Source organism: Micromonospora sp. NPDC049836 (assembly GCF_044465125.1).
Lineage (GTDB): Bacteria > Actinomycetota > Actinomycetes > Mycobacteriales > Micromonosporaceae > Micromonospora.
Map to the genome: position 1 here is coordinate 425,480 of NZ_JBITLH010000001.1, position 23,806 is coordinate 449,285.

The 23,806-nt window shown below is 75.1% G+C and carries 20 protein-coding genes; 15 read left to right on the forward strand and 5 right to left on the reverse strand.

Annotation, left to right across the window (positions count from 1 at the left end; translation table 11 throughout):
- Positions 1–99: 99 nt before the first annotated feature.
- Both ACIBPB_RS01945 and ACIBPB_RS01950 read left to right on the forward strand, forming a co-directional pair.
- Positions 100–2,154, forward strand: coding sequence for a serine/threonine-protein kinase (locus ACIBPB_RS01945; protein WP_396837758.1), 2,055 nt, complete (start codon positions 100–102; stop codon positions 2,152–2,154).
- Positions 2,155–2,202: 48 nt separating this feature from the next.
- On the forward strand, positions 2,203–3,867 hold the full coding sequence (locus ACIBPB_RS01950; protein ID WP_396837759.1) for a phospho-sugar mutase: 1,665 nt from the start codon (positions 2,203–2,205) through the stop codon (positions 3,865–3,867).
- Between the two features lie 136 nt (positions 3,868–4,003).
- On the opposite strand, the gene ACIBPB_RS01955 is transcribed toward ACIBPB_RS01950, so the two are convergent.
- Together ACIBPB_RS01955 and upp are read right to left on the reverse strand one after the other, a co-directional pair.
- A complete protein-coding gene (locus ACIBPB_RS01955) occupies positions 4,004–4,690 on the reverse strand; it encodes a GPP34 family phosphoprotein (RefSeq protein ID WP_396837760.1) in 687 nt (228 codons plus the stop codon).
- Between the two features lie 141 nt (positions 4,691–4,831).
- Positions 4,832–5,464 carry a uracil phosphoribosyltransferase gene (gene upp, locus ACIBPB_RS01960; RefSeq protein WP_396837761.1) on the reverse strand — a complete coding sequence of 211 codons (633 nt, stop codon included), beginning with the start codon at positions 5,462–5,464 and terminating at the stop codon, positions 4,832–4,834.
- Positions 5,465–5,590: 126 nt separating this feature from the next.
- Here upp and deoC point away from each other — a divergent pair, with 126 nt between their 5' ends.
- The 10 genes from deoC to ACIBPB_RS02010 all read left to right on the forward strand — a co-directional run bounded on the left by deoC (position 5,591) and on the right by ACIBPB_RS02010 (position 17,372).
- On the forward strand, positions 5,591–6,550 hold the full coding sequence (deoC, locus tag ACIBPB_RS01965; protein ID WP_357324546.1) for a deoxyribose-phosphate aldolase: 960 nt from the start codon (positions 5,591–5,593) through the stop codon (positions 6,548–6,550).
- A 5-nt stretch (positions 6,551–6,555) separates the two neighbouring features.
- A complete protein-coding gene (locus ACIBPB_RS01970; protein WP_396837762.1) occupies positions 6,556–7,986 on the forward strand; it encodes an aldehyde dehydrogenase family protein in 1,431 nt (476 codons plus the stop codon).
- A complete protein-coding gene (locus tag ACIBPB_RS01975; RefSeq protein WP_396837763.1) occupies positions 7,979–8,803 on the forward strand; it encodes an aldehyde dehydrogenase family protein in 825 nt (274 codons plus the stop codon). Before ACIBPB_RS01970 ends, ACIBPB_RS01975 begins: the two co-directional genes overlap by 8 nt.
- A gap of 242 nt (positions 8,804–9,045) precedes the next feature.
- On the forward strand, positions 9,046–9,489 hold the full coding sequence (locus ACIBPB_RS01980; RefSeq protein ID WP_046566475.1) for a BlaI/MecI/CopY family transcriptional regulator: 444 nt from the start codon (positions 9,046–9,048) through the stop codon (positions 9,487–9,489).
- Between the two features lie 10 nt (positions 9,490–9,499).
- Positions 9,500–10,405 (forward strand): M56 family metallopeptidase, encoded by a 906-nt coding sequence (locus ACIBPB_RS01985; RefSeq protein ID WP_396837764.1) that lies wholly within the window; start codon positions 9,500–9,502, stop codon positions 10,403–10,405.
- Between the two features lie 100 nt (positions 10,406–10,505).
- A complete protein-coding gene (locus tag ACIBPB_RS01990) occupies positions 10,506–11,753 on the forward strand; it encodes a cytochrome ubiquinol oxidase subunit I (protein WP_396837765.1) in 1,248 nt (415 codons plus the stop codon).
- Between the two features lie 11 nt (positions 11,754–11,764).
- A complete protein-coding gene (locus tag ACIBPB_RS01995; RefSeq protein ID WP_396837766.1) occupies positions 11,765–12,796 on the forward strand; it encodes a cytochrome d ubiquinol oxidase subunit II in 1,032 nt (343 codons plus the stop codon).
- Positions 12,793–14,469 (forward strand): thiol reductant ABC exporter subunit CydD, encoded by a 1,677-nt coding sequence (gene cydD / locus ACIBPB_RS02000; protein ID WP_396837767.1) that lies wholly within the window; start codon positions 12,793–12,795, stop codon positions 14,467–14,469. Before ACIBPB_RS01995 ends, cydD begins: the two co-directional genes overlap by 4 nt.
- A gap of 131 nt (positions 14,470–14,600) precedes the next feature.
- The gene (gene cydC / locus ACIBPB_RS02005) at positions 14,601–16,601 is read left to right on the forward strand and encodes a thiol reductant ABC exporter subunit CydC (protein WP_396838160.1); all 2,001 of its coding nucleotides are present in this window, start codon (positions 14,601–14,603) and stop codon (positions 16,599–16,601) included.
- A 99-nt stretch (positions 16,602–16,700) separates the two neighbouring features.
- Positions 16,701–17,372, forward strand: a complete 672-nt coding sequence (locus tag ACIBPB_RS02010; protein ID WP_396837768.1) for a permease prefix domain 1-containing protein — start codon at positions 16,701–16,703, stop codon at positions 17,370–17,372.
- A gap of 28 nt (positions 17,373–17,400) precedes the next feature.
- On the opposite strand, the gene ACIBPB_RS02015 is transcribed toward ACIBPB_RS02010, so the two are convergent.
- Positions 17,401–17,739, reverse strand: coding sequence for a helix-turn-helix transcriptional regulator (locus ACIBPB_RS02015; RefSeq protein ID WP_357324523.1), 339 nt, complete (start codon positions 17,737–17,739; stop codon positions 17,401–17,403).
- A gap of 148 nt (positions 17,740–17,887) precedes the next feature.
- Here ACIBPB_RS02015 and ACIBPB_RS02020 point away from each other — a divergent pair, with 148 nt between their 5' ends.
- The 3 genes from ACIBPB_RS02020 (at position 17,888) to ACIBPB_RS02030 (ending at position 22,624) form a co-directional block, all read left to right on the forward strand.
- Entirely contained in the window at positions 17,888–18,901 is a 1,014-nt protein-coding gene (locus tag ACIBPB_RS02020; RefSeq protein ID WP_396837769.1) for a DNA primase, read from the forward strand.
- A 40-nt stretch (positions 18,902–18,941) separates the two neighbouring features.
- The gene (locus ACIBPB_RS02025) at positions 18,942–21,245 is read left to right on the forward strand and encodes a transposase (protein WP_396837770.1); all 2,304 of its coding nucleotides are present in this window, start codon (positions 18,942–18,944) and stop codon (positions 21,243–21,245) included.
- 155 nt (positions 21,246–21,400) lie between these two features.
- On the forward strand, positions 21,401–22,624 hold the full coding sequence (locus tag ACIBPB_RS02030) for an ABC transporter substrate-binding protein (protein WP_396837771.1): 1,224 nt from the start codon (positions 21,401–21,403) through the stop codon (positions 22,622–22,624).
- A 111-nt stretch (positions 22,625–22,735) separates the two neighbouring features.
- Here the strand turns inward: ACIBPB_RS02030 and ACIBPB_RS02035 are convergent, their stop codons facing one another.
- Both ACIBPB_RS02035 and ACIBPB_RS02040 read right to left on the reverse strand, forming a co-directional pair.
- Positions 22,736–23,329, reverse strand: coding sequence for a GTP-binding protein (locus tag ACIBPB_RS02035; protein WP_396837772.1), 594 nt, complete (start codon positions 23,327–23,329; stop codon positions 22,736–22,738).
- Between the two features lies 1 nt (position 23,330).
- On the reverse strand, positions 23,331–23,708 hold the full coding sequence (locus ACIBPB_RS02040) for a DUF742 domain-containing protein (RefSeq protein WP_091061496.1): 378 nt from the start codon (positions 23,706–23,708) through the stop codon (positions 23,331–23,333).
- Between the last annotated feature and the right edge of the window lie 98 nt (positions 23,709–23,806).

Below are 23,806 nucleotides of genomic sequence, written 5' to 3' on the forward strand. Positions count from 1 at the left end.
GGTAAACGTCCGCCGCGTCGGGTTTCGCATCGGCCGCCGGAACCAGCAATATAGGGGGGTTGTGTCCCAGCCCCCTCGATATCCCCCGGTGGCTCTTCTGTGACTCAGATCCCGACGTGGAGCGGCGGACCAGTCAGTCCCCCCACTGGCCGCGCCGCGACCGGCACCACCATCGGTGGGCGCTACTCGTTGCGCTCACCCGTGGGCAACGGCGGCATGGGCACGGTCTGGCGTGCCACCGACACGCTGCTGCGCCGCGATGTCGCGGTCAAGGAGGTCGTCCTCCCGCCGGGGCTGGCCCCCAGCGACCGCGACGCGATGTACGAGCGGACCCTGCGGGAGGCCCGCGCCGCCGCGGCGATCCAGCACCCCGCCGTGGTCCAGGTGTACGACGTGGTCACCGAGGGTGGCCGCCCCTGGATCGTGATGGAGCTGCTGGACGCGCGCAGCCTGGCCGACATGGTGATCGAGGACGGGCCGGTCGCGCCCCGGGCGGTCGCCAAGATCGGCATCGCGCTGCTCGGCGCCCTGGAGGTGGCGCACGCGATCGGCGTGCTGCACCGCGACGTCAAGCCGGCCAACGTGCTGATCTGCGCCGACGGCCGGTGCGTGCTGACCGACTTCGGGGTGGCCCGGATGCCCACCGACGTCCAGCTCACCACCCCCGGCATGGTGCTCGGCTCACCGCACTTCATCTCGCCCGAGCGGGCGATGGGCCAGGACTTCGGCCCGCCCAGCGACCTCTTCTCCCTCGGCGTCACCCTCTACACCGCCGTCGAGGGGCGTCCGCCGTTCGACAAGGGCGACCCGATCGAGACCATGCACGCCGTGGTCGAGGACCCGCCGGCCACCCCGCAGCGCAGCGGCCCGCTGACCCGGGTGCTGATGGGCCTGCTGGAGAAGGACCCGGCCCGCCGGCTCGACGTGCACACCGCCCGCGGCATGCTCCGCGAGCTGCTCGCCGGCCCGCTGACCAGCAACGCCACCGCGGTCAACTCGGTCACCGACCCGTACGCCGTGGTGCCGGTGCAGCGGCCCGCCGCGCCGCCGCCCGTCGCCACCCCGCAGCCGAAGCCGAGCGGCCAGATCGGCGGCCGGGCCATGATCGCGCCCGGTGAGTCGCTCACCGACCGGCTCGCCGCGCTGCGCCGGGGCGAGCGGCCCGGGCCGGCCGCCGCGGCCGGCGGCACCGCGTTCGACGACACCAACGCGGACGCGCTGGCCGGCCCGCTGCACACGCCGACCGGCGCCCTGCCCGCCGGCGGGCTCCCGGAGGCCACCCAGCGGATCGCGCCCGACGCCACCCAGCAGTTGCCGCACGGCGCCCCGCCGGACGCCACCCAGCCGCTGTACGGTCGCGGCCGCGGCGTCGACGCCACCCAGCCGGTGTACGGCCGGCAGCTCCAGCCCGGCGGGCCGGACGCGCCGCATCCCGGCGCCGGCAACCAGTGGTCGGTGCCGGGCAGCGGCCAGCCGTGGGCCACGCCGGCCGCGGCGCCGGCCGGTGGCCCGCTCGGCACGGCGAAGGGCCTCGGCGGCCGGCTGGTCGGCACGGTGAAGGGCTGGCCGCGCAAGGTCCAGCTCGGGGTGGCCGGTGGCGTGGCCGTACTGCTGCTGGTCGTCGTGATCGCCCTCTCCGGTGGTGACGACAAGGCCCCGCCGCCGATCGTGACCTCGCTGCCCAGCGGGACGGCGCAGGCCGCACCGCCGGTCGACATGCAGGAGCAGACGGTCAAGGGCGTCACCCTCCAGGTGCCGAAGGGCTGGGAGCGGAACGCCGGCGGGGTCTTCGTCGACTTCGTGGACCCTCGGCAGGACGGTCGCAAGGTCCGCATCCTCGCCGAGAAGTGGACCGGCAGTTCGAGCAGTTGGGCCGAGTTCGCCTCGCGCAACCTGCGCGAGAAGAGCAAGTCCTGCGCCAAGCCGTACGACCAGCTCGCGATGACCGAGACCACGCTGGCCGGCCAGCCGGCGGCCGAGTTCGAATACACCTGCGGCGACGGCGACACCAAGCGGCACGGGGTGTGGCGCGGGGTGGTCCAGGGCGGCAAGGTCTACTCGTTCTACCTGACCGCGAACGACGCCGACTTCGCCGCCAGCCGGCCGATCTTCGAGGCGATGGCGACCTCGTTCAAGTTCGGCGGGGGTGCCTGAGCCAGGGCGCGGGACCGTGGTGATCCGCCGTCGTGCTATCAAGAGGCAATGGCGGCGGATACCAAGGAACTTGACGAACTTCGCGAACAGGCCCGGCGGTGGCTCGATGACGACCCCGACCCGGCCAGCCGCGACGAGCTGCGGGCCGTCCTCGACGGGCTACCGGGCAGCGCACCCGAGCTGGCCGACCGGTTCGCCGGGCCGCTGACCTTCGGCACCGCCGGGCTGCGCGGCCCGCTGCGCGCCGGCCCGAACGGGATGAACCTCGCCGTGGTCACCCAGGCTGCCGCCGGCCTGGTCGGCTGGCTCGCCGCCCAGGGCGGCGAGGGCCCGCTGGTCATCGGGTACGACGCCCGGCACGGCTCGCGGGCCTTCGCCGAGCGCACCGCCCAGGTGGCCACCGGCGCGGGCCGCCCGGCGCTGCTGCTGCCCCGCCCGCTGCCCACCCCGGTGCTGGCGTTCGCGGTGCGGCAGCTCGGCGCGGTGGCCGGGGTGATGGTCACCGCCAGCCACAATCCGCCGCAGGACAACGGCTACAAGGTCTACCTGGGCGCGCAGCTCGGCGGGGAACTGGGCGCGGGCGCGCAGATCGTGCCGCCGGCCGACGCCGGCATCGAGGCGGCCATCCGGGCGGTCGGCCCGCTGGCGCGGGTGCCGCTGGGCCCGGCCGGTGAGGTGCTCGGCGACGACCTGGTCGCCGCGTACGTGGAGCGGGCCGCCGCGGTGGTCGACCCGACCGGTCCGCGCGACCTGAAGGTGGCGTACACCCCGCTGCACGGGGTGGGCGCCTCGGTGCTCACCGCCGCCTTCGCCCGGGCCGGCTTCGGGGTGCCGGGGGTGGTGCCCGAGCAGGCCGAGCCGGACCCGGCCTTCCCGACCGTCGCCTTCCCCAACCCGGAGGAGCCCGGCGCGGTGGACCGGCTGGTGGCGCTGGCCGACACGATCGGCGCGGACCTCGCCATCGCCAACGACCCGGACGCGGACCGCTGCGCGGTGGCCGTGCCGGACGGCGCCGGCTGGCGGATGCTGCGCGGCGACGAGGTGGGCGCGCTCCTCGCCGACCACCTGATGCGCCGCGGCGTCGCCGGCCTGTACGCCACCACCATCGTGTCGTCGTCGCTGCTGCGGGCGATCTCCGCGGCGCGGGGCGTGCCGTACGACGAGACGTTGACCGGGTTCAAGTGGATCGTCCGGGCCGGTGGCGGGACCGCGCCGCTGGTCTTCGGCTACGAGGAGGCGCTCGGCTACTGCGTCGCCCCGGAGCACGTCCGGGACAAGGACGGCATCACCGCCGCGCTGACCGTCGCCGAGCTGGCCGCCGGCCTCAAGGCGCAGGGCCGGACGCTCACCGACCGGCTGGACGAGTTGGCCGCCGAGTTCGGGGTGCACCTCACCGACCAGCTCTCGGTGCGGGTGGCGGACCTGCGGATGATCGCCGAGATGATGGCCCGGGTCCGGGCCGCCACCCCGCAGACGCTGCTCGGGCACCCGGTGACCGAGGTCGTCGACCTGCTGCCGGGCGCGGACGTGGTGATCCTGCGCACCGACACCGCCCGGGTGGTGATCCGCCCGTCCGGCACCGAGCCGAAGCTCAAGGCGTACCTGGAGGTGGTGGAGCCGGTCGCGGGCGGCGACGTCCCGGCCGCCCGGGCCCGCGCCCGGCAGTCGATCGCCACCCTGCGCACCGAGATCGCCGCCGCCCTCGGCCAGTAGGCGCGGCCGGGCCCCGCCGCACCCGCCGGGTGGCGCGGGGCCCCGGCGCTGTCGCCGGCCGGGTGACGCGAGGCCCCGGCGCTGTCGCCGGCCGGGTGGCGTGGGGTCCCGGGACTGTCGCCGGCCGGAAGCCGGATCAGTCCTCGCCCCGGCGTTTGCCGAGGGCGGCGTCGACGGCCTGGCCGAGGGCGGCGATGACCAGGCTGATCGAGGGGCGGACCACGGAGTCGTCCAGGCTCACGGTGCCGGAGAAGCCGGCGCCGGTGGCGATCTCCGCCAGCCGCTTGCCGGCCTCGTCGGCGGCGCTGCCGCTGAGCCGGAGGGCCGGTTCCATCCGCAGCACCGCCACCAGCGTGGCGAGCGCGGCGGTCCGCTCGTCGGGGAGTTGCCCGCTGGTCAGCGCCGCGGCCAGCCGCTGCCGGATGTCGGCCTCCACCGAGGCGTCGGCGACCGGGTAGCGGTGCACGTGGATGAAGCCCAGCTCGGTCTCGTCGACGTCCCGGACCACGCCCCGGCCGCACAGGTCGCCGAGGATCCGGTCGCGCAGGCCGTGCCGCAGCCGCTGCACCCAGGAGGACGGGCTGTGCGGGGTGTCGGCGGCCATCCTGGCCAGGACGTCGTCGGCGACCGGCTCGCCGGTCGGGGTGGAATCGATCACCGCCAGGTTCCCGTCGGCGTACGCGATCCGGCCGGCCAGGGCCAGCTCGACCAGCACCGCGGCGGCCATCCCGAGGTCCAGGCTGATCCGGGGCATGGTCGCCTTGCCGGTTTCGTCGTCGTAGGCGAGGAGCAGCAGCTCTTCGGCGAGCGCAACACCAGTCATGGCCCGAGACGCTAGCGCCTCCCCGCTCGCCGGGGGAGCCAACGCGCTCGCCGCGCGTCGATCATGGAGCAGTGGCGCCGGATTGCGGGCGATCAGCCGCACTTGTCCGCTGCCACAACTCCATGATCGACGGCGCTGTGGTCAGAAGCGGGGCATGCCGCCGAACTGGCGGTCGCCGGCGTCGCCGAGGCCGGGGACGATGAACATCCGGTCGTTGAGGCCCTGGTCGATGCTCGCCGTCACCAGGCGCAGCGGCAGGCCGGAGCGCTCCAGCCGTTCGATGGCGACGGGTGCCACCAGCACGCAGAGCACGGTGATGTCGGTGCAGCCCCGGTCGGCGAGCAGCCGGCAGGAGTGCTCCAGCGAGCCGCCGGTGGCCACCATCGGCTCGAGCACCAGCACCGGCAGGCCGCTGAGGTCGCGGGGCAGGGACTCCAGGTACGCGCGCGGCTCGTACGTCTCCTCGTCGCGGGCCAGGCCGACGAAGCCCATCGACGACTCGGGCAGCAGGTTGAGCGCGGCGTCGGTCATGCCGAGGCCGGCCCGCAGCACCGGCACCAGCAGCGGCGGGTTCGCCAGCCGGGTGCCCTCGGTGGCGGTGACCGGAGTCTGGATCGGGTACCTCTCGACCGGGAACGAGCGCGCCGCCTCGTACACCAGCATGGTGGTGAGTTCGTGCAGCGCGGCCCGGAACGACGCCGAGTCGGTCCGGGCGTCCCGCATGGCGGTCAGCCGCGACTGGGCGAGCGGGTGGTCAATGACGTGTACGTCCACGATCGCTCAACCTACCGCCCGGCGGCGGGCCGGCGTACGGGTGCCGGTCGAGCAGCGACGCCGCTCACCACCGGAGCCCGCTCGTGACCAAGATCACAGGGCGCGCCGGTGCGTAGTATTCGGGGCATGACGGCGACAGCGACGTCGGCCCGGTCGGACCTCTCCGAGCTGGGACGATCCGAGACCGCTCTGCGGACCTTCCTGCACGGCCTGCCCGGCGTGGACCAGGTCGGCGCGGAGCAGCGGGCGGCGCAACTCGGCACCCGCTCCATCAAGACCACCGCGAAGGCCCAGGCCATCGACCTGGCGATCCGGATGGTCGACCTGACCACCCTCGAAGGCGCCGACACCCCCGGCAAGGTGCGCGCACTGGCCGCCAAGGCGCTCCGCCCCGACCCGGCGGACCCGTCCTGCCCGCACGTCGGCGCGGTCTGCGTCTATCCCGCCATGGTCCCGTACGTCGCCGAGGTGCTGCGCGGCAGCGCCGTCCACCTGGCCAGCGTGGCGACCGCCTTCCCGTCCGGCCAGGCCCCCCTGGACGTCAAGCTCGCCGACACCCGGGCCGCGGTCGCGGCCGGCGCCGACGAGATCGACATGGTGATCAACCGGGGCGCGTTCCTGGCCGGCCGCTACCAGGAGGTGTACGACGAGATCGTCGCCACCAAGGAGGCCTGCGGGGACGCGCACCTCAAGGTGATCCTGGAGACCGGCGAGCTGGCCACCTACGACAACGTGCGGCGGGCCTCCTGGCTGGCCATGCTGGCCGGCGGCGACTTCATCAAGACCTCCACCGGCAAGGTGCCGATCGCGGCCACCATGCCGGTGTCCCTGGTGATGCTGGAGGCGGTCCGCGACTTCCGGGCCGCGACCGGCCGGCAGGTCGGCGTGAAGCCGGCCGGCGGCATCAAGACCACCAAGGACGCGATCAAGTACCTGGTCATGGTCAACGAGACCGTGGGCCCGGACTGGCTGGACCCGGACTGGTTCCGGTTCGGCGCGTCCAGCCTCCTCAACGACCTGCTCATGCAGCGCACCAAGCTGACGACCGGCGTCTACGCCGGTCCCGACTACTTCACCCTGGACTGAACGTGATGTTCGAATACGCACCCGCCCCCGAGTCGCGCTCGGTGGTGGACATCAAGCCCTCCTACGGGCTCTTCGTCGACGGCACGTTCGTCGACCCGGTCGACGGGGGCAGCTTCAAGTCGATCAACCCGGCCTCCGAGGAGGTCCTCGCCGAGATCGCCGAGGCCGGCGAGGCGGACGTGGACCGGGCGGTCCGCGCCGCGCGCCAGGCGTACGAGAAGGTGTGGGGCCCGATGCCGGGCCGGGACCGGGCCAAGTACCTGTTCCGGATCGCCCGGATCATCCAGGAGCGCTCCCGCGAGCTGGCCGTGCTGGAGTCGCTGGACAACGGCAAGCCGATCAAGGAGTCCCGCGACGTCGACGTGCCGCTGGTCGCCGCGCACTTCTTCTACTACGCCGGCTGGGCCGACAAGCTCTCCCACGCGGGCTTCGGTGCCGATCCGCGGCCGCTCGGCGTGGCCGCGCAGGTCATCCCGTGGAACTTCCCGCTACTCATGCTGGCCTGGAAGATCGCCCCGGCGCTCGCGGCCGGCAACACGGTGGTACTCAAGCCGGCCGAGACCACCCCGCTGACCGCGCTGCTCTTCGCCGAGATCTGCCAGCAGGCCGAACTGCCGGCCGGCGTGGTCAACATCGTCACCGGCGCCGGCGACACGGGCCGCGCGCTGGTCGAGCACCCGGGCGTGGACAAGGTCGCCTTCACCGGCTCGACCGAGGTCGGCAAGGCCATCGCCCGCGCGGTCGCCGGCACCCGCAAGAAGCTCACCCTGGAGCTGGGCGGCAAGGCCGCCAACATCGTCTTCGACGACGCCCCGATCGACCAGGCCGTCGAGGGCATCGTCAACGGCATCTTCTTCAACCAGGGGCACGTCTGCTGCGCCGGCTCCCGGCTGCTGGTCCAGGAGTCGGTCGCCGAGCGGGTGCTGGAGTCGCTGAAGCGGCGGATGGCCCAGCTGCGGGTCGGCGACCCGCTGGACAAGAACACCGACATCGGCGCGATCAACTCGGCCGCCCAGCTGACCCGCATCCGGGAGCTCTCCGAGGCCGGCGCCGCCGAGGGCGCCGAGCGCTGGTCGCCGCCGTGCGAGCTGCCGGACCGCGGCTTCTGGTTCGCACCGACCATCTTCACCGGGGTCACCCAGGCGCACCGGATCGCCCGCGAGGAGATCTTCGGCCCGGTGCTCTCCGTGCTGACCTTCCGCACCCCGGCCGAGGCCGTGGAGAAGGCCAACAACACGCCGTACGGGCTGTCGGCCGGGATCTGGACCGACAAGGGCTCCCGGATCCTCTGGACGGCCGACCGGCTGCGCGCCGGCGTGGTCTGGGCCAACACGTTCAACAAGTTCGACCCCACCTCGCCGTTCGGCGGCTACAAGGAGTCGGGCTACGGTCGCGAGGGCGGCCGGCACGGGCTGGAGGCGTACCTCAATGTCTGAGCGGGTCGCGGTACGCAAGACGTACAAGCTCTACATCGGCGGGAAGTTCCCGCGCAGCGAGTCGGGACGGTCGTACATCGTGCAGGACTCCAACGTGTCGCTGGCCTCCCGCAAGGACGCGCGGGACGCCGTGGTCGCCGCCCGGGCCGCGGTGAAGGGCTGGGCCGGGGCGACCGCGTACAACCGGGGTCAGATCCTCTACCGGGTCGCCGAGATGCTGGAGGGCCGCCGCGAGCAGTTCGTCGCGCTCGGCGCCCCGGCCGACGAGGTCGACGCGGCGATCGACCGCTGGGTCTGGTACGCCGGCTGGGCGGACAAGCTCCCCCAGGTGTACGGCGGCGCGAACCCGGTGGCCGGCCCGTACTTCAACCTCTCCGCGCCGGAGCCGACCGGCGTGGTGGCCGTGGTGGCCCCCGCGGCGCCCGCGCTGCTCGGGCTGGTCAGCGTGATCGCCCCGGCGATCGTCACCGGCAACACCGTGGTGGTGGCCGCCTCGCCGGACGCGCCGCTGGCCGCGGTGACCCTGGCCGAGGTGCTGGCCACCTCCGACCTGCCGGGCGGGGTAGTCAACATCCTCACCGGGCGGATCAGCGAGACCGTACCCACGCTGGCCGCGCACATGGACGTCAACGCCATCGACCTGACCGGGGTCGCCGACGCCGAGCTGGCGGCCGACCTGGAGGTCAGGGCCGCGGAGAACCTGAAGCGGGTGCTCCGGCCGGCGCCGGCCGACCACGACTGGTTCGCGGATCCGGGGGTGACGCGGATGACGGTGCTGCTGGAGACGAAGACGGTGTGGCATCCGAAGGGGATCTGACACTCGCTGTCGGGGTTTCCGGGGGAGCCCGCCCACTCCGGGCGGTCAGGCTTGATCCCTGCGTGGGCGGGCTCCCCCGGAAACCCTCGGTGGGCACCGTCCGTCGGTGGGGGTTGACCTTGGTGGTGCTGCCCAGCGTGGGGTGGTCGGTCAGCGGGGTGGGGGTTGACCTTGGTGGTGCTGCCCAGCGTGGTGCGGACTGCTGGCGTGGGGGGTTCTACTACGCGGGGTAGGATTGCCGGGTGACTCGGCTTGGTGATCTCGAACGTGCGGTGATGGACGTGCTGTGGGACACGGTGCCCGCCGCGTCGGACGGCGTGACCGTCCGCGAGGTCGCCGACGCCCTGGACGGGCGGGAACTGGCGTACACGACGGTGATGACCGTGCTCGACCGGCTCGCCGGCAAGGGCATGGTGCAGCGGCAACGCGAGGGGCGGGCCTGGCGCTACCGGCCGGCGGCCACCCGCGAGGCGCACATCGCCCAGCTCATGCTCGACGCGCTCGACCTCGGCGGCAGCCGGGACGCCGCGCTGGTGCGCTTCGCCCGCTCGGTGACCGGCACCGAGGCGGAGGTGCTGCGCGCCGCGCTCGGCGCCGAGGCGGGCGGGACCGGCGCCGAGCTGACCGACCGGGTCGAGGACCCCCGGGCCGGTGGCCCGGCGCTCGACGAGGCGACGGACCGGTAGGGCGGCTGCCGTGGCGTACGCCCTGCACTTCGCCGCGACCATCCTGGCCTGCTGGCTGACCGCGCAGGTCCTGGCCACCGCGCGGTGGACCTGGCAGGCCCCGCGGGTGGCGATCGTCTGCTGGCAGGCGGTCGGGTTGGCGCTCGGGCTCTCCGCCATGGGGCTGCCCATGGCGCTCGGCCTGGCCGCGTACGACCTGCCGACCGGCAGCGCGCTGCTGGCCCTCGCCGACGACCTGGCCCACAGCACCCTCCCGGCCGGGCTGGGCGTGCCGCACCTGGGTCTGGTCGGGGTCGGCTTCGGCATCGGCGCGGTGCTGCTCACCACGACCGTCCGCAGCATCCACGGCACCGTGCGGGCCCAGCGCCGGCACCGCGAGCTGCTCAGCCTGGTGGCCCGCCGGGACCCGACGGTCCCCGGGGCGCTGGTGCTCGACCACCCGAGCGCGGCCGCGTACTGCCTGCCCGGGGTGAAGCCCCGGGTGGTGGTCAGCGCCGGCACGCTCAGCCTGCTCGACCGGGCCGAACTGGCGGCGGTGCTCACCCACGAGCGGGCCCACGCGCAGGAGCGGCACGATCTGGTGCTGCTGCCGTTCACCGCGCTCTGTCGCGCGCTGCCCTGGTTCCGCTGGGTCCGCGACGCGCACGAGCGGGTGGCCCTGCTGGTCGAGATGCGCGCCGACGACAAGGCCCGTGAGCTGCACGCCGATGAGCCCCTGGCCGGGGCGCTGCGGCGGTTCGCCGCCGCCGGGCACCGGGTCACCCCGGCCGGCGCGCTCGGCGTCGGGGACCGCGACCTGGACGTCCGGGTGCAGCGGCTCATGGTGGCCGACCGGCCGCCGCGCGTGCTCGGCACCACCGCGCTCTCCGTCGCGACCCTGCTGGTCGCGCTGCCGATCTCCCTGTTCCTGAGCTGACCGGCGGGCAGCCGGGCCGGCGGTCCCTCCCGCCGTCATAGGTAGTGAGCCTACGTGTAGTCTCGCTATGACAAGCGAGTCAACCCGTGGGAGGACGGCCATGGATTCCCTGCTCCTCGCCCGCCTGCAGTTCGCCACCACCACCTCGATCCACTTCCTCTTCGTGGTGGTCACCCTCGGGCTGGTCACCCTCCTGGTCGGGTTGCAGACCGCCGGGTTCATCACCGGCAAACCGGTGTACGAGCGGCTGACCCGGTTCTGGGGCCAGCTCTACGTGATCAACTACGTGCTCGGGATCGCCACCGGCATCGTGATGGAGTTCCAGTTCGGGCTGAACTGGAGCGGCCTGTCGCGGTACGTGGGCAACGTCTTCGGCGCGCCGCTGGCCATCGAGACGCTGGTCGCGTTCTTCCTGGAGTCCACGTTCCTCGGCATGTGGATCTTCGGCTGGCACCGGCTGCGCCGGGGCGTCCACCTCGCCCTGCTCTGGGGCGTCGCGATCACCGCGTACGCCTCGGCGTACTGGATCATGGTGGCCAACGCCTGGCTCCAGCACCCGGTCGGCTACGAGGTCCGCGACGGCGTCGCCCACCTCACCGACTTCGGCGCGCTGCTCACCAACCCGACGCTCACCTACGCGTTCGGGCACGTGGTGATGGCGGCCCTGGTCACCGGGGGCACGCTGATGGCCGCGGTCAGCGCCTGGCACCTGCTCCGGCGCACCCCGGACTTCCTGCTCTTCCGCACCTCGCTGCGGCTCGGCCTGATCACCATGGCGCTCGCCGTGCCCACCCTCCAGGGCTTCGGCTTCGCCCAGTTCGGCCCGGTCGGGACCCTCCAGCCCACCAAGTTCGGCGGCGGCGCGGACCGGGACGCGCTGGTCACCGAGTGGACGGCCCGGTTCGGGCCCGGCGACTACACCCCGCCGGTGCTCTCCAACGTCGGGCTCGGCTTCATGATCCTGATCGGTTTCACCCTGGGCTGCGTCTGGCTGCTGCTGCCGCTGCTCTGGCGGGACTGGATCATCCGGCTGAAGTTCCCGCTCTGGCTGCTGCTGCTCGCCCTGCCGCTGCCCTTCGCGGCGGTGCTCCTCGGCTGGCTCGCCCGCGAGGTCGGCCGCCAGCCCTGGGTGGCGTACGGGTTGCTGCCGACCGATCAGGCCGTCTCGCCGGTGAGCAGCGGACTGATGCTCACCTCGCTGATCGGCTTCACCCTGCTGCTCGGCGCCCTCGCGGTCACCAACTGGACCCTGCTGGCCCGGCACGCCGCCCGGGGCGCCGCCGACCCGGCGCTCGGCCGCCCGCCCGCGCCCGACACCGACGCCCGTCCCCACCCCGTGTTCGCCTGAGGGAGCCCGCCGTGGAACTCGCCTGGTACGCCCTGCTCGGCCTCTTCTTCGCCACCTACCTCGTCCTCGGCGGCTACGACTACGGTGTCGGCCTGCTGCTCGCCCGGCGGCCCGCCCCGCCGGACGACGGCCGGGCGGCGGACGCGTCGAGCCGGGCCGTGCTGAACGCCGTCGGGCCGTTCTTCCTCGGCAACGAGGTGTGGCTGGTGGCCGCCGTCGGCATCCTCTTCGGCGCCTTCCCGATCCTGGAGGGCGAACTCCTCTCCGGCTTCTATCCGGTCGTGCTCGGCGCGCTGGCCGGGGTGGTGCTGGTGACCGCCGGCGTGCAACTGCGCAGCCGGCCCCACGCGCAGGCGGCCCGCGCCGGCTGGGACCGGGTGGTGGTGGCCGGCAGCGCCCTCGCCGCGCTCGGCTGGGGCGCCCTGCTCGGCGGCCTGCTGCAGGGCGTGCCACGGACGGCATCCGGCCACGTCACCGGGGTGGGTCACGTGCTCACCCCGTTCGTGGCCGCCGCCGGGCTGGCGGTGCTGGCGCTGGTCGCCGTGCAGGGTGCGACCTTCCTCACCCTCCGCCTGCCGGCCGCCGACGCCCCGGCGGTCGGCCGGCTCGCCCGCCGGCTGATCCCGGTGGCGCTCGCCGCGGTCGGCACGGCCGCCGTCCTGGGCCTGCTCTCCGACCGGGTACGCGCCGCCGTGGCGCGACCGGCGGTCGCCGTACTCCTGCTGGTGGCGCTGGTCGCCGCGCTGCTGGTGGCCCGCGCGGCGCTGGGCCGGGGCCGGGCCGGGGTGGCCTTCGCGGCGACCAGCGCCGCACTGGCCCTGCCGGTGGCGCTGGTCGGCGCGGCGCTCTGGCCCCGAGTGCTGGTCTCCACGGTCGACCCGGCCGCCTCGCTCACCGTCGCCGACGCGGCGGCGAGCGGACCGACCCTGTCACTGCTGGGCTGGCTCGCGCTGCCGCTCGTGCCGGCCCTACTAGGCTTTCAGGCGATGTGCTGGTGGGTGTTCCGGGGACGGACCGACGGCAGGGCACCGGTGTACTGGTGAACCGCCGCCCGTTCGACCCGCGTGTGCTGCGCCGGGTCCCCGCGGCCCGGCGCGATCTCGCCGTGCTCGCGGTGCTGGGCGGGCTCACCGCGCTGCTCGTGGTCGCGCAGGCCACCGCGCTGGCCACGCTGCTGGCCACGGCGATCGACGGGCGGCTGCACCGCACGGCGCTGGCCGGTTTCGTGGCGGCGGTCGCCGCGCGGGCGCTGGTCAGCTGGGGGCAGGGCACGGTGGCGGCCCGGGCCGCGGCCACCGTCAAGGCGGCGCTCCGCGCCGACCTGCTCCGCGCGGTCGGCCGGCACGGCCCCACCTGGGTCGCCGGCCAGCGGGCCGGCCAGCTCGCCACGCTGACCGGGCGCGGCCTGGACGCGCTCGACCCGTACTTCACCGGCTACCTCCCGCAGCTCGTGCTGAGCGTCACCGTGCCGCTCGCGGTGCTGGCCCGGATCGTGCTCGCCGACTGGAGCTCGGCGCTGATCATCGCGCTGACCATCCCGCTGATCCCGGTCTTCGGCGCGCTGCTCGGCTGGCAGGCCCAGGCCGCCACCGAACGGCAGTGGCGCCGGCTGTCGCTGCTCGGCGGGCACTTCCTCGACATGGTGGCCGGGCTGCCCACGCTGCGCGCGTTCGGCCGGGCCCGGGCCCAGGTCGACGTGGTCCGCCGGATGGCCGACGGGCACCGACAGGCGACCATGCGGACGCTCCGGATCGCCTTCCTCTCCGCGCTGGTGCTCGAACTCGTCGCCACCCTCTCCGTGGCGCTGGTCGCGGTGCCGGTCGGCATCCGCCTGCTCGGCGGCGGGCTCACCCTGTCCACCGCGCTGCTGGTGCTGCTGCTCACCCCCGAGGCGTACCTGCCGCTGCGGGCGGCCGGCAGCCGGTTCCACGCCAGCATGGAAGGGCTCACCGCGCTGGACGAGGCGCTCACCCTCTCGGCGCCCCCGGCGGACGCCGCACCCGCCGGCACCCTTCGCCCGGCTCCCGACGGCCGCGGCGAGATCCGCTTCGAGGGCGTCACCGTCGCGTACGAGCGGACCACCGCGCTCCGGGACGTCACCCTCACCATCCGGCCCGGCGAGCGGATCGCCGTCATCGGGCCCAGCGGGGCCGGCAAGACCACCCTGCTCAACCTGCTGCTCGGCTTCGTCACCCCGACCGCCGGCCGGGTCACCGTCGACGGCGTGGACCTCGCCGGAGTGGACCCCGACGACTGGCGGCGGCAGCTGGCCTGGGTACCGCAACGGGCCCACCTCTTCGCCGGCTCGCTCGCCGACAACATCCGCCTCGGCGCGCCGGACGCCCCTGAGCCGGTGCTCGCCCGGGCGGTCACCGACGCCGCGCTCGACGAGGTGGTCACCGCCCTGCCCGACGGGCTGGCCACCCTGCTCGGCGAGCGCGGCCACGGGCTCTCCAGCGGGCAGCGGCAGCGGGTGGCGCTGGCCCGGGCGTTCCTCCGGGACGCCCCGCTGGTGCTCCTCGACGAGCCGACCGCCCGGCTGGACACCGCCAGCGAGGCGGTGGTGCTGGCCGCCACCCGGCGGCTGGTCGCCGGACGTACCGCGCTGCTGGTCGCGCACCGGCCCGCGCTGCTGGCGGACGCCGACCGGATCCTGCGGGTGGAGGACGGCCGGGTCATCGAGCTGACCCCGGCCACGAAGGCGGCGACCCGATGACCGACGCGACCAACCGACCCGACGACCCGACGACCGGCCCTGGACCGCACGGCGCGTCCGGGCCGGCGGGGGTGCGGCCCGGTCCCGACCAGCCGGTGCGGGCCGTGCCGGGCGGCGTCGCCGGGGACGGGATGACCCCGGCCGGGCGCGACCCCGGCGTGCCGACCGCCGGCGAGCCGAACCCGGCGGAGCTGCTGCCCGGCGGGCCCGCCCCGACCACCGCCGCCGCCCCCGACGGTCGCCCGGGTGGGCCGCGCGCCGAGCGGACGGTGCTGCGGCTGGCCCGGCCCTACCTGGGCCGGCTGGTCGGTGCCGGACTGCTCGCCGCGGCCACCGAGTTCGCCGGGCTGGCCCTGATGGCGACCGCCACCTGGCTGCTGATGAGCGCCGCCGGCCGGCCGCCGCTGGACCGGCTCACGGTGGCGATCGTCGCGGTCCGCGCCCTGGCCGTCAGCCGGGGCGTGTTCCGCTACACCGAACGGCTCGCCGGGCACGACGCCGTGCTCCGCATGATCACCGACGTCCGGGCCCGGGTCTTCGGCACCCTGGCCGCCCGGCGGGACGCCGCCACCCAGCGGACCGGCGACGCGCTGAGCCGACTGGTCTCCGACGTGGAGGCGGTGCAGGACCTGCTGCTGCGGGTGCTGGTGCCGGGCGCGGCGGCCGTGCTGGTGAGCATCCTCGCCGTCGGCAGCGCCGCGCTGATCTCACCGCCGGCCGCCGGCGTGCTCGCCGCCGGCCTCCTGGTGGCCGGCGCGGTGCTGCCCGCCCTGGCCACCGCGCTCACCCGGCGGGCCGCCGACGAGGTGGCCCCGCTGCGCGGCGCGCTCGCCGTCGACGCGGTGGACCTGACCCACGGGGCCGCCGACCTGGCCGCGTTCGGGGCGACCGGCACGGCGCTGGCCGCCGCCGAGGCGCGGGCCAACCGCCTGGCCCGGCTCGAACGCCGGCTCGCCGCGGCCGGCTTCGCGGTCGACGCGGTCGGGGTGCTGGTCGCCGGGCTGACCGCCGCCGCCGTGGTGTACGTGGCGCTCCGCGCCGGGGTCGGCGGGGTGCTGGTCGGCGTCCTGGCGGTGGGCACCCTGGCCGCCGTGGAGATCGCCCTCGCGCTGGTCGGCGCCGCCCGGCAGCGCACCCAGCTCCGGGCCGGCCTGGCCCGGGTCGCCGCCCTGCTCACCGCCCCCGAGCCCACCGTCTCGCGGCCCACCACCGCCGGGCCCACCGCTCCCGAGTCGACCGCCGCCGAGCCGGCCGTCGCCGAGCCGACCGTCGCCGGGGCGGTTCCGGCCGGCCGTACGGCGGCGGCCGCCGACGAGCGGGTCGACGGGGAGGCCGCCCCCACCGGACCGGGCCCGGCGCCAGCCGGCCACGACATGCGGTTCGCGGACGTGACCGTGCGGTACCGTCCCGGCGCCCCGCCGGCCCTGGCCGGGGTCGACCTCGACCTGCCCGCCGGCCGCCGGGTCGCCGTGGTGGGGCCGAGCGGCGCCGGCAAGAGCACCCTCGCGGCCGTACTCACCGGCGCGGTGCGCCCGGACGCCGGCCGGGTGACGCTGGACGGGGTGGACGTCTCCGGGTACCCGCCCGAGGAACTGCCCCGGGCGATCGGCGGGCTGCTCGCCGAGGCGTACGTCTTCCACGCCACCGTCCGGGAGAACCTGCTGCTCGGTCGGCCCCGCGCCGACGAGGCGGAGCTGACCGCCGCGGCCCGGGCGGCCGGCCTGCTGGACTGGGTACGCGCCCAGCCGGACGGCTGGGACACCGTGGTCGGCGAGCAGGGCGGGCAGCTCTCCGGCGGGCAGCGGCAGCGGCTCGCGCTGGCCCGGGCGCTGCTGGCCGCCCCGGCCGTGCTGGTGCTCGACGAGCCGACCGAAGGACTCGACCCGGCCGCCGCGGACGCGGTGCTCGCCTCGGCGCTGGCGGCCACCCCGGCCGGACACTCGGTGCTGCTGATCAGCCACCGGCTCAGCGGCCTGGCCGGGCTGGACGAGATCCTGGTCCTCGACGCCGGCCGGGTGACCCAGCGCGGCCGGCACGCCGACCTGATCGCCCGGCCCGGCTGGTACCGGGACCAGTGGCTGCTCCAGGAGGCGGCCGAGCGCGGCTACCTCGCCCTGGGACCGGCCGCCTGACGCCGGCGCCCGGCCCGGATCGCCGGCCCGGGTGGACCCCGATCCCATTCCGGGAAAACCCCGGACGCGGCAGGCGGCGCCGGGTGGCAGGGTGGTCGCATGCGGGGGTACGCGGAAGTGCTGGTCGAGGAGCGGCTGGACGAGTTGGCCGGCCGGCTGCGGGGTCCGGCCCGCCTCAAGTCAGATCTGCTGACCGAGGCACGGCACGCGCTGCGGGACGCGGTCGAGGCGTACCGGGAGGACGGGCTGCCGGCGGCGGAGGCCGAGCGGCGGGCGGTGGCCGAGTTCGGCAGCGCCGCCCAGCTCGCCCCCGACTACCAGGCCGAGCTGGCCGCCGGGGCGCTGCGCGGACTGGCGGCGCGCGCGCTCGCCGTGGCCGGGGTGCTGCTGGCCGCCGGCGACCTGACCTGGCAGGGGTCGAGCTGGAGCGACGGCCCGCGCCCGCCGGCCGGCTACCAGCTCCTCTCCACCTCCCTCAACGGCATCTGGAGCCTGGTCGCCGGGCTGGCGGTCGCCGGGCTGCTGATCGGGTTCCTCGCCGCCCGGCACCCGTCGCCACGACTCCCCCGGCTCGCCCGCGCGGCCGGCTACGGGCTGACCGCCGGCCTGGCCGGCGGCGCCGTGGCGGGCGGCGCCCTGTTCGGCTGGTCGGTCAGTCTCTGGGACGCGGCTCTGACCTGGCCCCCGATGATCATCGGGGCGGTGCTGGTCAGCGCCGGCTGGTTCGCGCTGGCCAGGGCGGCCCGCTGCTGGCTGGTGGCGGTCCGCTGACGGCCGGGGCGGGTCGGGCCGGGGCGGGTCAGGCCGGGGCGGGCGGCTGGTCGGTGCCGAGGAAGCGGCCGACCGTGTCGCTGAACTCGCGCCAGCCGGCGCGTTCGCCGGCGAGCGCCCGCACCCCGGCGTCGGTGAGCCGGTAGGTGCGCCGTTCCCGGCCGTTGACCGTGCTCCACGAGCTGGCCACGTATCCGGCGCGCTCGAGGCGGCGCAGCGCCGGATAGATGGTGCCGGTGGGCAGGTCCAGGGTGCCGCCGCTGCGGGCCCGGAGCGCCTCGATGATCGCGTAGCCGTGCAATTCGCCCTGCTCCAGCACCGCCAGCAGCAGCGCGTCCAGGTGTCCGTGCAGCGCCTGGGCCCTCATGTGTAGCAAGGCTACTTGTCCGCCGCCCGGGACGCCACCGGGGTGCGCTCCCAGTCCGCCGCGTCGCCCACTAGGGTATGTGCGCAGAGTCACTCGGCGGCCGGAAGGGGCCGCCGCGTGGGCAACCCGAAAGCACCCGGAGGTCAGCGTGGCCCGCCAGTCGCCCCAACGGCCCGACGCCGACGAGCCTGAGCTCGAGCTCGACGACACCACCGCGTCGGCCGCAGATGACGAGGTCGAGGTCGACCGCCCGGCCCCGGACCGCACGCTCTGGGACGAGCTGCGCATCGACCCGGTGGAGATCGACCTGCCCGCCGGCACCGGCTACACGCTGCGGGCGTACCGGCCGGCGCGGGAGCTGACCCCGACGGACGTCGCCGAGCGCGACCAGGACGACCCGTTCCTGGCCCGCCGCCAGGTCGTCGACACCGAGGACGAGGAAGAGGTGGTGATCCTCGACGAGGAGTACGCCGCCCTCACCGCCGAGGACGAGGACGAGGAGGCCGAGGAGCGCCCCGCGGGCCGCCGGCGCGGCAAGTCGGCGGCGACCGACGCCGAGGCCGACGCGGACGAGGACGTCGACGCCAAGACCGACGAGGACGCCGATGCGGCGGCCGAGGAGGACGAGGACGAGGCGGCTGAGGCGGACGAGGACGAGGCGGACGACACCGGCGACGAGGAGGTGCCGGCCTTCCTCACCCACCGGGGCAAGCTGCTGCTCTTCAAGAGCCCGGAATCGTTGGTGTCATTCATCCGTTCCGGTGCGCCCAACGATCTGTCTCAACTGGACAGCTGGAATGAACTGTCCGAACGGGTGGAGCCGGCCGACATCACGCCGCTGGACGAGGACACCTACGAGCTCGACCTGGTCGTGGAGAACCTGCGCGGCGGCCACGACGCCTGGGATCCCACGCTCCTGATCGAGGCCGGCGAGATCGCCCGTGACCTGGCGTACGCGCTGCGGCTACCCGCCGTGCTGGACATGCTCTCCGCGGGCTCCAGCCTGGACGACCTCGACGAGGCGCTGCGGGCCAGTGTCAACGGCGGAATCGGTGGTTTCCTCGGCCGGCGCCGGTTGAAGAAAATCGGGGCACAAACCGCAAGTCTGGGTTGGCGCACCATTGTCGGCAAGATCTCTGCGGTTGTGGACTGGCGCGACTGACCCGAAGCGGGGAGCATCAGTCTCTGGCAGAGAAAGCCTTGTGTCCCGGGAGGAGGACGACGCCTTGGCGCTCGTGCGCGTGTACTGCGGTCTGGCCTCGGCGGATCCGGCCGACCGGCCGGCTTCGGCCGGTTCGACGTTGACGTCCGCTGTGGTCGACGACGCAGGCCGGCTGCTGCATGTCTGCGAGATCGGCGACGACCCCGCCGGCTACGCCCAGCTGGTCGCGCTGCTCGTCGAGCGATCGGGCGGCCCGAGCGGTGCGGCGATCGCCGCGGACAGCGACGACCACACGGTCACGTCGCTGCTCAGCGCGGCCGGCCGACCGCTGGCGATCGCGGACGACGACTCGGTCGACGACTTCGCCGAGCGCTTCGCCGATGACGACTCGCTGGAGGAGATGCAGTCCCCGCCGGCCGAGCGTCGTGCGGTCGGGCTGGCCCGCGCCCTCCAGGCCGGCGCGCTCTCCGCGGTCACCCTCCCGGCGCCCCGCGACCTCGCCGGCTACAAGCAGGTTCTCGCCGCGCACGCGGCGCTGGCCAGCGGCCGGCACTCCGCCGCCGTGACGCTGCGCGAGGTGCTCCGCGAGCTCTACCCGGCGGCCCTGCGGGCCTATCCGGACCCGGCCGAGCCGGTCTCCCTGGCGGTGCTGGACGCGCTGCCCGAGCCGGGCATGCTCGGCGGCACGGTCGCTGGTGGACGGGACGTCCCGGTCGCCGCGGACGCCGTCGCCGCGCACCTCACGGCCGAGGGCGTCGCCGACGCCGACACCGTCAACGAGGCGGTCACCGCGCTGCGGGTGGCCATCTCGGAAACCCCCCGGCGCGCCACCGTCAACCGGGCGCTCACCGCCGCCGTCGCCGAGACCGTGCGGCAGGCGGTCGCCTCCGTGCGGGCCTGCGACGCCGGCTGCGACTCGCTCGTCGGTGCCCTCGCCGCCCGGGTGACCACGCCCGCCCCGACCCCCGGTCGCCGGGCGGCCGCCCGGCGCGGCGAGTCGGTCGGCGAGCTGACCGGCCTGCGCCCGGGCCGCCCCGCCGGGCCCGAGCCGGTGGGCCGGCGCAGCCGTCCCGAACCGGTCTCCGGTCCCGCCGCGCCACCCTCGCCGCGGCCGCTGGCGCCGCCGCCGGTCGCCCCGGCCCCGGTCACGCCACCGCCGGTGGCGCCCGCTCCGGTCGCCCCGGCGGCCGCCACCAACCGGCCGGCCACCCGTCCCGAGCCGGCTGGCGCGCCGCTGCCGTCGCGGGTGGACGCCCCGACCAACCGGCCGATCTCCGCGCCGCCCCCGCCGCCGCCGGGCATCACCCCGATCACCCCGGCCCAGCGCGGCGCCGTGCCGCCGGCCGAGGCCGGTGAGCCGTTCCGCCCGACGCTGACCACGGCCGCGATCAACAGCGCCCGGGCCGAGCGCCAGCGGACGGTCATCCCACCCCGGCCCAAGATCACGCCGGAGTCGCCGACCGGCGGCTTCAGCGCGACCGACCTGACCATCCCGGTGCCGGCGCCCCGTCCCGGGCAGGAGTCCGCTCCCCCCGGTTCCCGGGCCAACTGGCCACTGGTGAACACCGGCGACGAGGACGACCGCGCCAAGGAGGCCGCGCCCGGCTACGGGTACGGCGGCCGGGGCGTGGACGCGCCGAGCGACCCGGGCCGGGTCACCCCGCCGTGGCTCGCGGACGACCTGCCGCAGGAGCCGCCGATGCTGCGGCTGGTCGAGCCGCCGCCACTGGCCGACCGGGCGCTGCGGGACGAGCAGAACCCGCCGACCGACCCCGGGCTGGAGACCCCGCCGCTGCGGCTGGTCGAGCGGGGCGCCGAACGGTCCGGCCGGCCGGCCCCCCGGGCCGAGCTGCCGCCCCCGCTGGAGCGACGTCCGGCGCCGAAGGAGCACCGGCCCCCGCCGGTCTCCGACGAGGGCGACGGCGACCTGCTGATCTTCGCGCAGGCGAAGTCCGCCTGGTTCGTCGGGCACGGCGACGAGGCCGACCTGGAGTGGTCGAGCACGGCCGACACCGGATGGCAGGCCGCCGAGCAGGCGGCCCGCCCGGCGGTCGGCGACGAGACCAAGGCCGGCCTGCCCAAGCGGGTCCCCCAGGCCAACCTGGTGCCGGGCTCGCCGCTGCGCGACGAGCGTCCACTGCGGATCGTGCGGAACGCGGCCAGCCTCGCCGAGAACACCACCGGCTACTTCCGGGGTTGGCGGCGCGGTCAGGAGATCGGCGGCTTCGCCGTCGGCGGCCGCCCGGGTCGCGAGGCCGCCGGCGGCTGGGACTTCACCCGCGACTCCGGTGACCGCGACGATGACCGGGAGTACGAGTACCGCTCCGCCGGGTACCGCTCCTGAGCACCGCCTCGCTCCGCTCCTGAGCAGCGCGGCACTCCGGACTACCGGGGTGTTCCTGCCCACACCCGGATAATTTGACGTCGGGTCTGGCCGGCCGGGACCATACCCGGCGGACCAGCCGGCGCGGGCGTCGCCGGGGTGGGAAGGCGACTCCAATGGCGACACCGGCATTCGACCCGTCCGTGTTGACCCGGCGTGGCGTGCTCTCCGCGGCGGCGAGCACCCTGCTCCTCGCCGCGTGCGGACAGCCCGGCCAGCGGCCCGACGACGGCCCGGCCAGCGACGCACCGGACGACCACGAGCTGGTGGTCGGCGCGAGCCTGGAGCTGACCGGCAGGGGCGCCGCGGTCGGCGTGCTCCAGCAGCGCGCCCTGGAGATCACCGCCGACACGCTGAACGTCACCGGTTTCCCGGTCGGCAAGCTGCGCCGCACGGTGCGGCTGGAGATCCGCGACAACGGCGGCAACCCCGCCCAGGCCGCGAAGCAGGCCACCGACCTGATCCAGCGGACCCAGGCGCACGCCCTGATCGGCGGCACCCTCGCCGAGACCTCCATGGCCATCATCGACGTGGCCGAGGAACTCCGGACGCCGTTCCTGTCGCTGGCCGCCGGCGACGGCATCGCGCTGCCGCTGGCCGAACGCACCTTCGTCTTCAAGCTCACCCCCGACGCCGCGGAGGTCGCCCGACGGCTGGCCCGGCTGCTCGGCACGCTGGAGATCCGGCGGGTGGCCCTGCTGGCCGCCGACGGCCTGCACGGCGACTCCGGGGTACGGGCGGTCCGTGCCGCCCTGCCCCGCGCCGACGTCCAACTGGCCCGGACCGTCCGGCTGCCGGCCGGCGGGCAGGACTTCGGCGCCGCCGCCGCACGGGCCGCCGCCGGTAAGCCGGCCGGCGTGATCGTCTGGGGCACCGCGCCCGACTCCGGTGCCGCCGCGCGCGAGCTGCGTCGGGCCGGCTACCGGGGGCCGCTCTTCTTCGACGCCGGGGCGGTCGCCGACGACACCCTGGCCCGGCCCAACGCGGCCGCCGTCGAGGGCGCCTACGTGGTCCACCCGGCCTGCCTGAGCAGTTCCCCGCTGACCGCGGCCAACTCGGCGGAGGTGGCCCGCAAGGACTTCACGTACCGCTACCTGCGGCGGCACGCCAGCTACACCGGCTTCGCCCCGTACGCGTCCGACGGGCTGCAACTGCTCGTCTCCGCGGCCCGGATGGCGACCAATGTCGACCGTGGCCGGCTGCGGGCGTTCCTACAGGCCCAGGTGGTCGAGGGGATGGCCGGCGCCTACGCGTTCACGCCGACCCGGCACGGCGGCATGGAACCGGACTCGCTCGGCATCTACCAGGTCCACCAGGGCATCTGGGAGCGCTACGCCTGACCGTCCACCCCGGCCGGTCGGGGTGGCGGGTCCGCCCGGCGGCGCAACCGTGACGTGGACAGCGACAAGCGCCCGGTGACCTCAGGTAACCGGGCGCTTGTGCTGCCGCCGTCAGGCGGGCGCGACCGCCCGCGAGCGCCGCATGGTCAGCACGTACTCGACCAGGGAGATCAGCACGTGCTTGGTCGACTCCCGGTTCCGGGCGTCGCAGGCCACCACCGGGATGTCGTGCGAGATCGCCAGCGCGTCCCGGACGTCCTGCGGGTCGTGGTACTGCATCCCGTCGAAGCAGTTGATGGCCACCAGGTACGGCAGCCGCCGGTGCTCGAAGAAGTCGATGGCGGCGAAGCAGTCGGCCAACCGGCGGGTGTCGACCAGCACCACCGCGCCGATGGCGCCGCGGACCAGTTCGTCCCACATGAACCAGAACCGGGTCTGACCCGGCGTACCGAACAGGTACAGGATCAGGTCGCGGTCGATCGAGATACGCCCGAAGTCCATCGCCACCGTGGTCGTCGTCTTACCCGGCACCTGCCGGTTGTCGTCGACGCCCACACCAGCGGAGGTCATGATCGCCTCGGTGGTCAGCGGCGTGATCTCCGAGACCGAGCCGACCAGCGTCGTCTTGCCGACGCCGAACCCGCCGGCGATAACGATCTTCGCTGACGTCACGCGCCCGCTCGGGGCCGGCGGCCGGTGCGACATGTCAGAGCCTGCGAAGTCCACTCAGCACCCTCTCCAGCAGTTCAGTGCCCACCGCGTCGTCGGAGTCGTCCAGGATGGTCGGCTCGTGGACCGCGACCAGGCCGTCCGTCGCCATGTCGGCGATGAGCACCCGGGCCACGCCGAGCGGAAGCTGCATACGCGCCGCGATCTCGGCGAGTGACTGCACACGTCCGTCGCACAGCGCGGCGATGTACTGGTGTTCACGGCCTTGGCCGCCGTTGCCGGTGGCAACGGCGCGGCCGCGCACCGTCGTCTCGACGAGCGCCTCCAGGGCAATATCGAGCCGGGGGCGGGTACGACCGCGGGTCACGGCGTATGGACGGACCAACGCTCCGGTCGGTTCGTCACGATCGACCATGTCGCCGCTCACCTCCTTCGTACCCGGCACCGGCTCTCCCCGGTGGTGTCCGTCGATGTCGTAGTTGTTGCCGCTCCTGACCCACCGGTCAGCGCGTC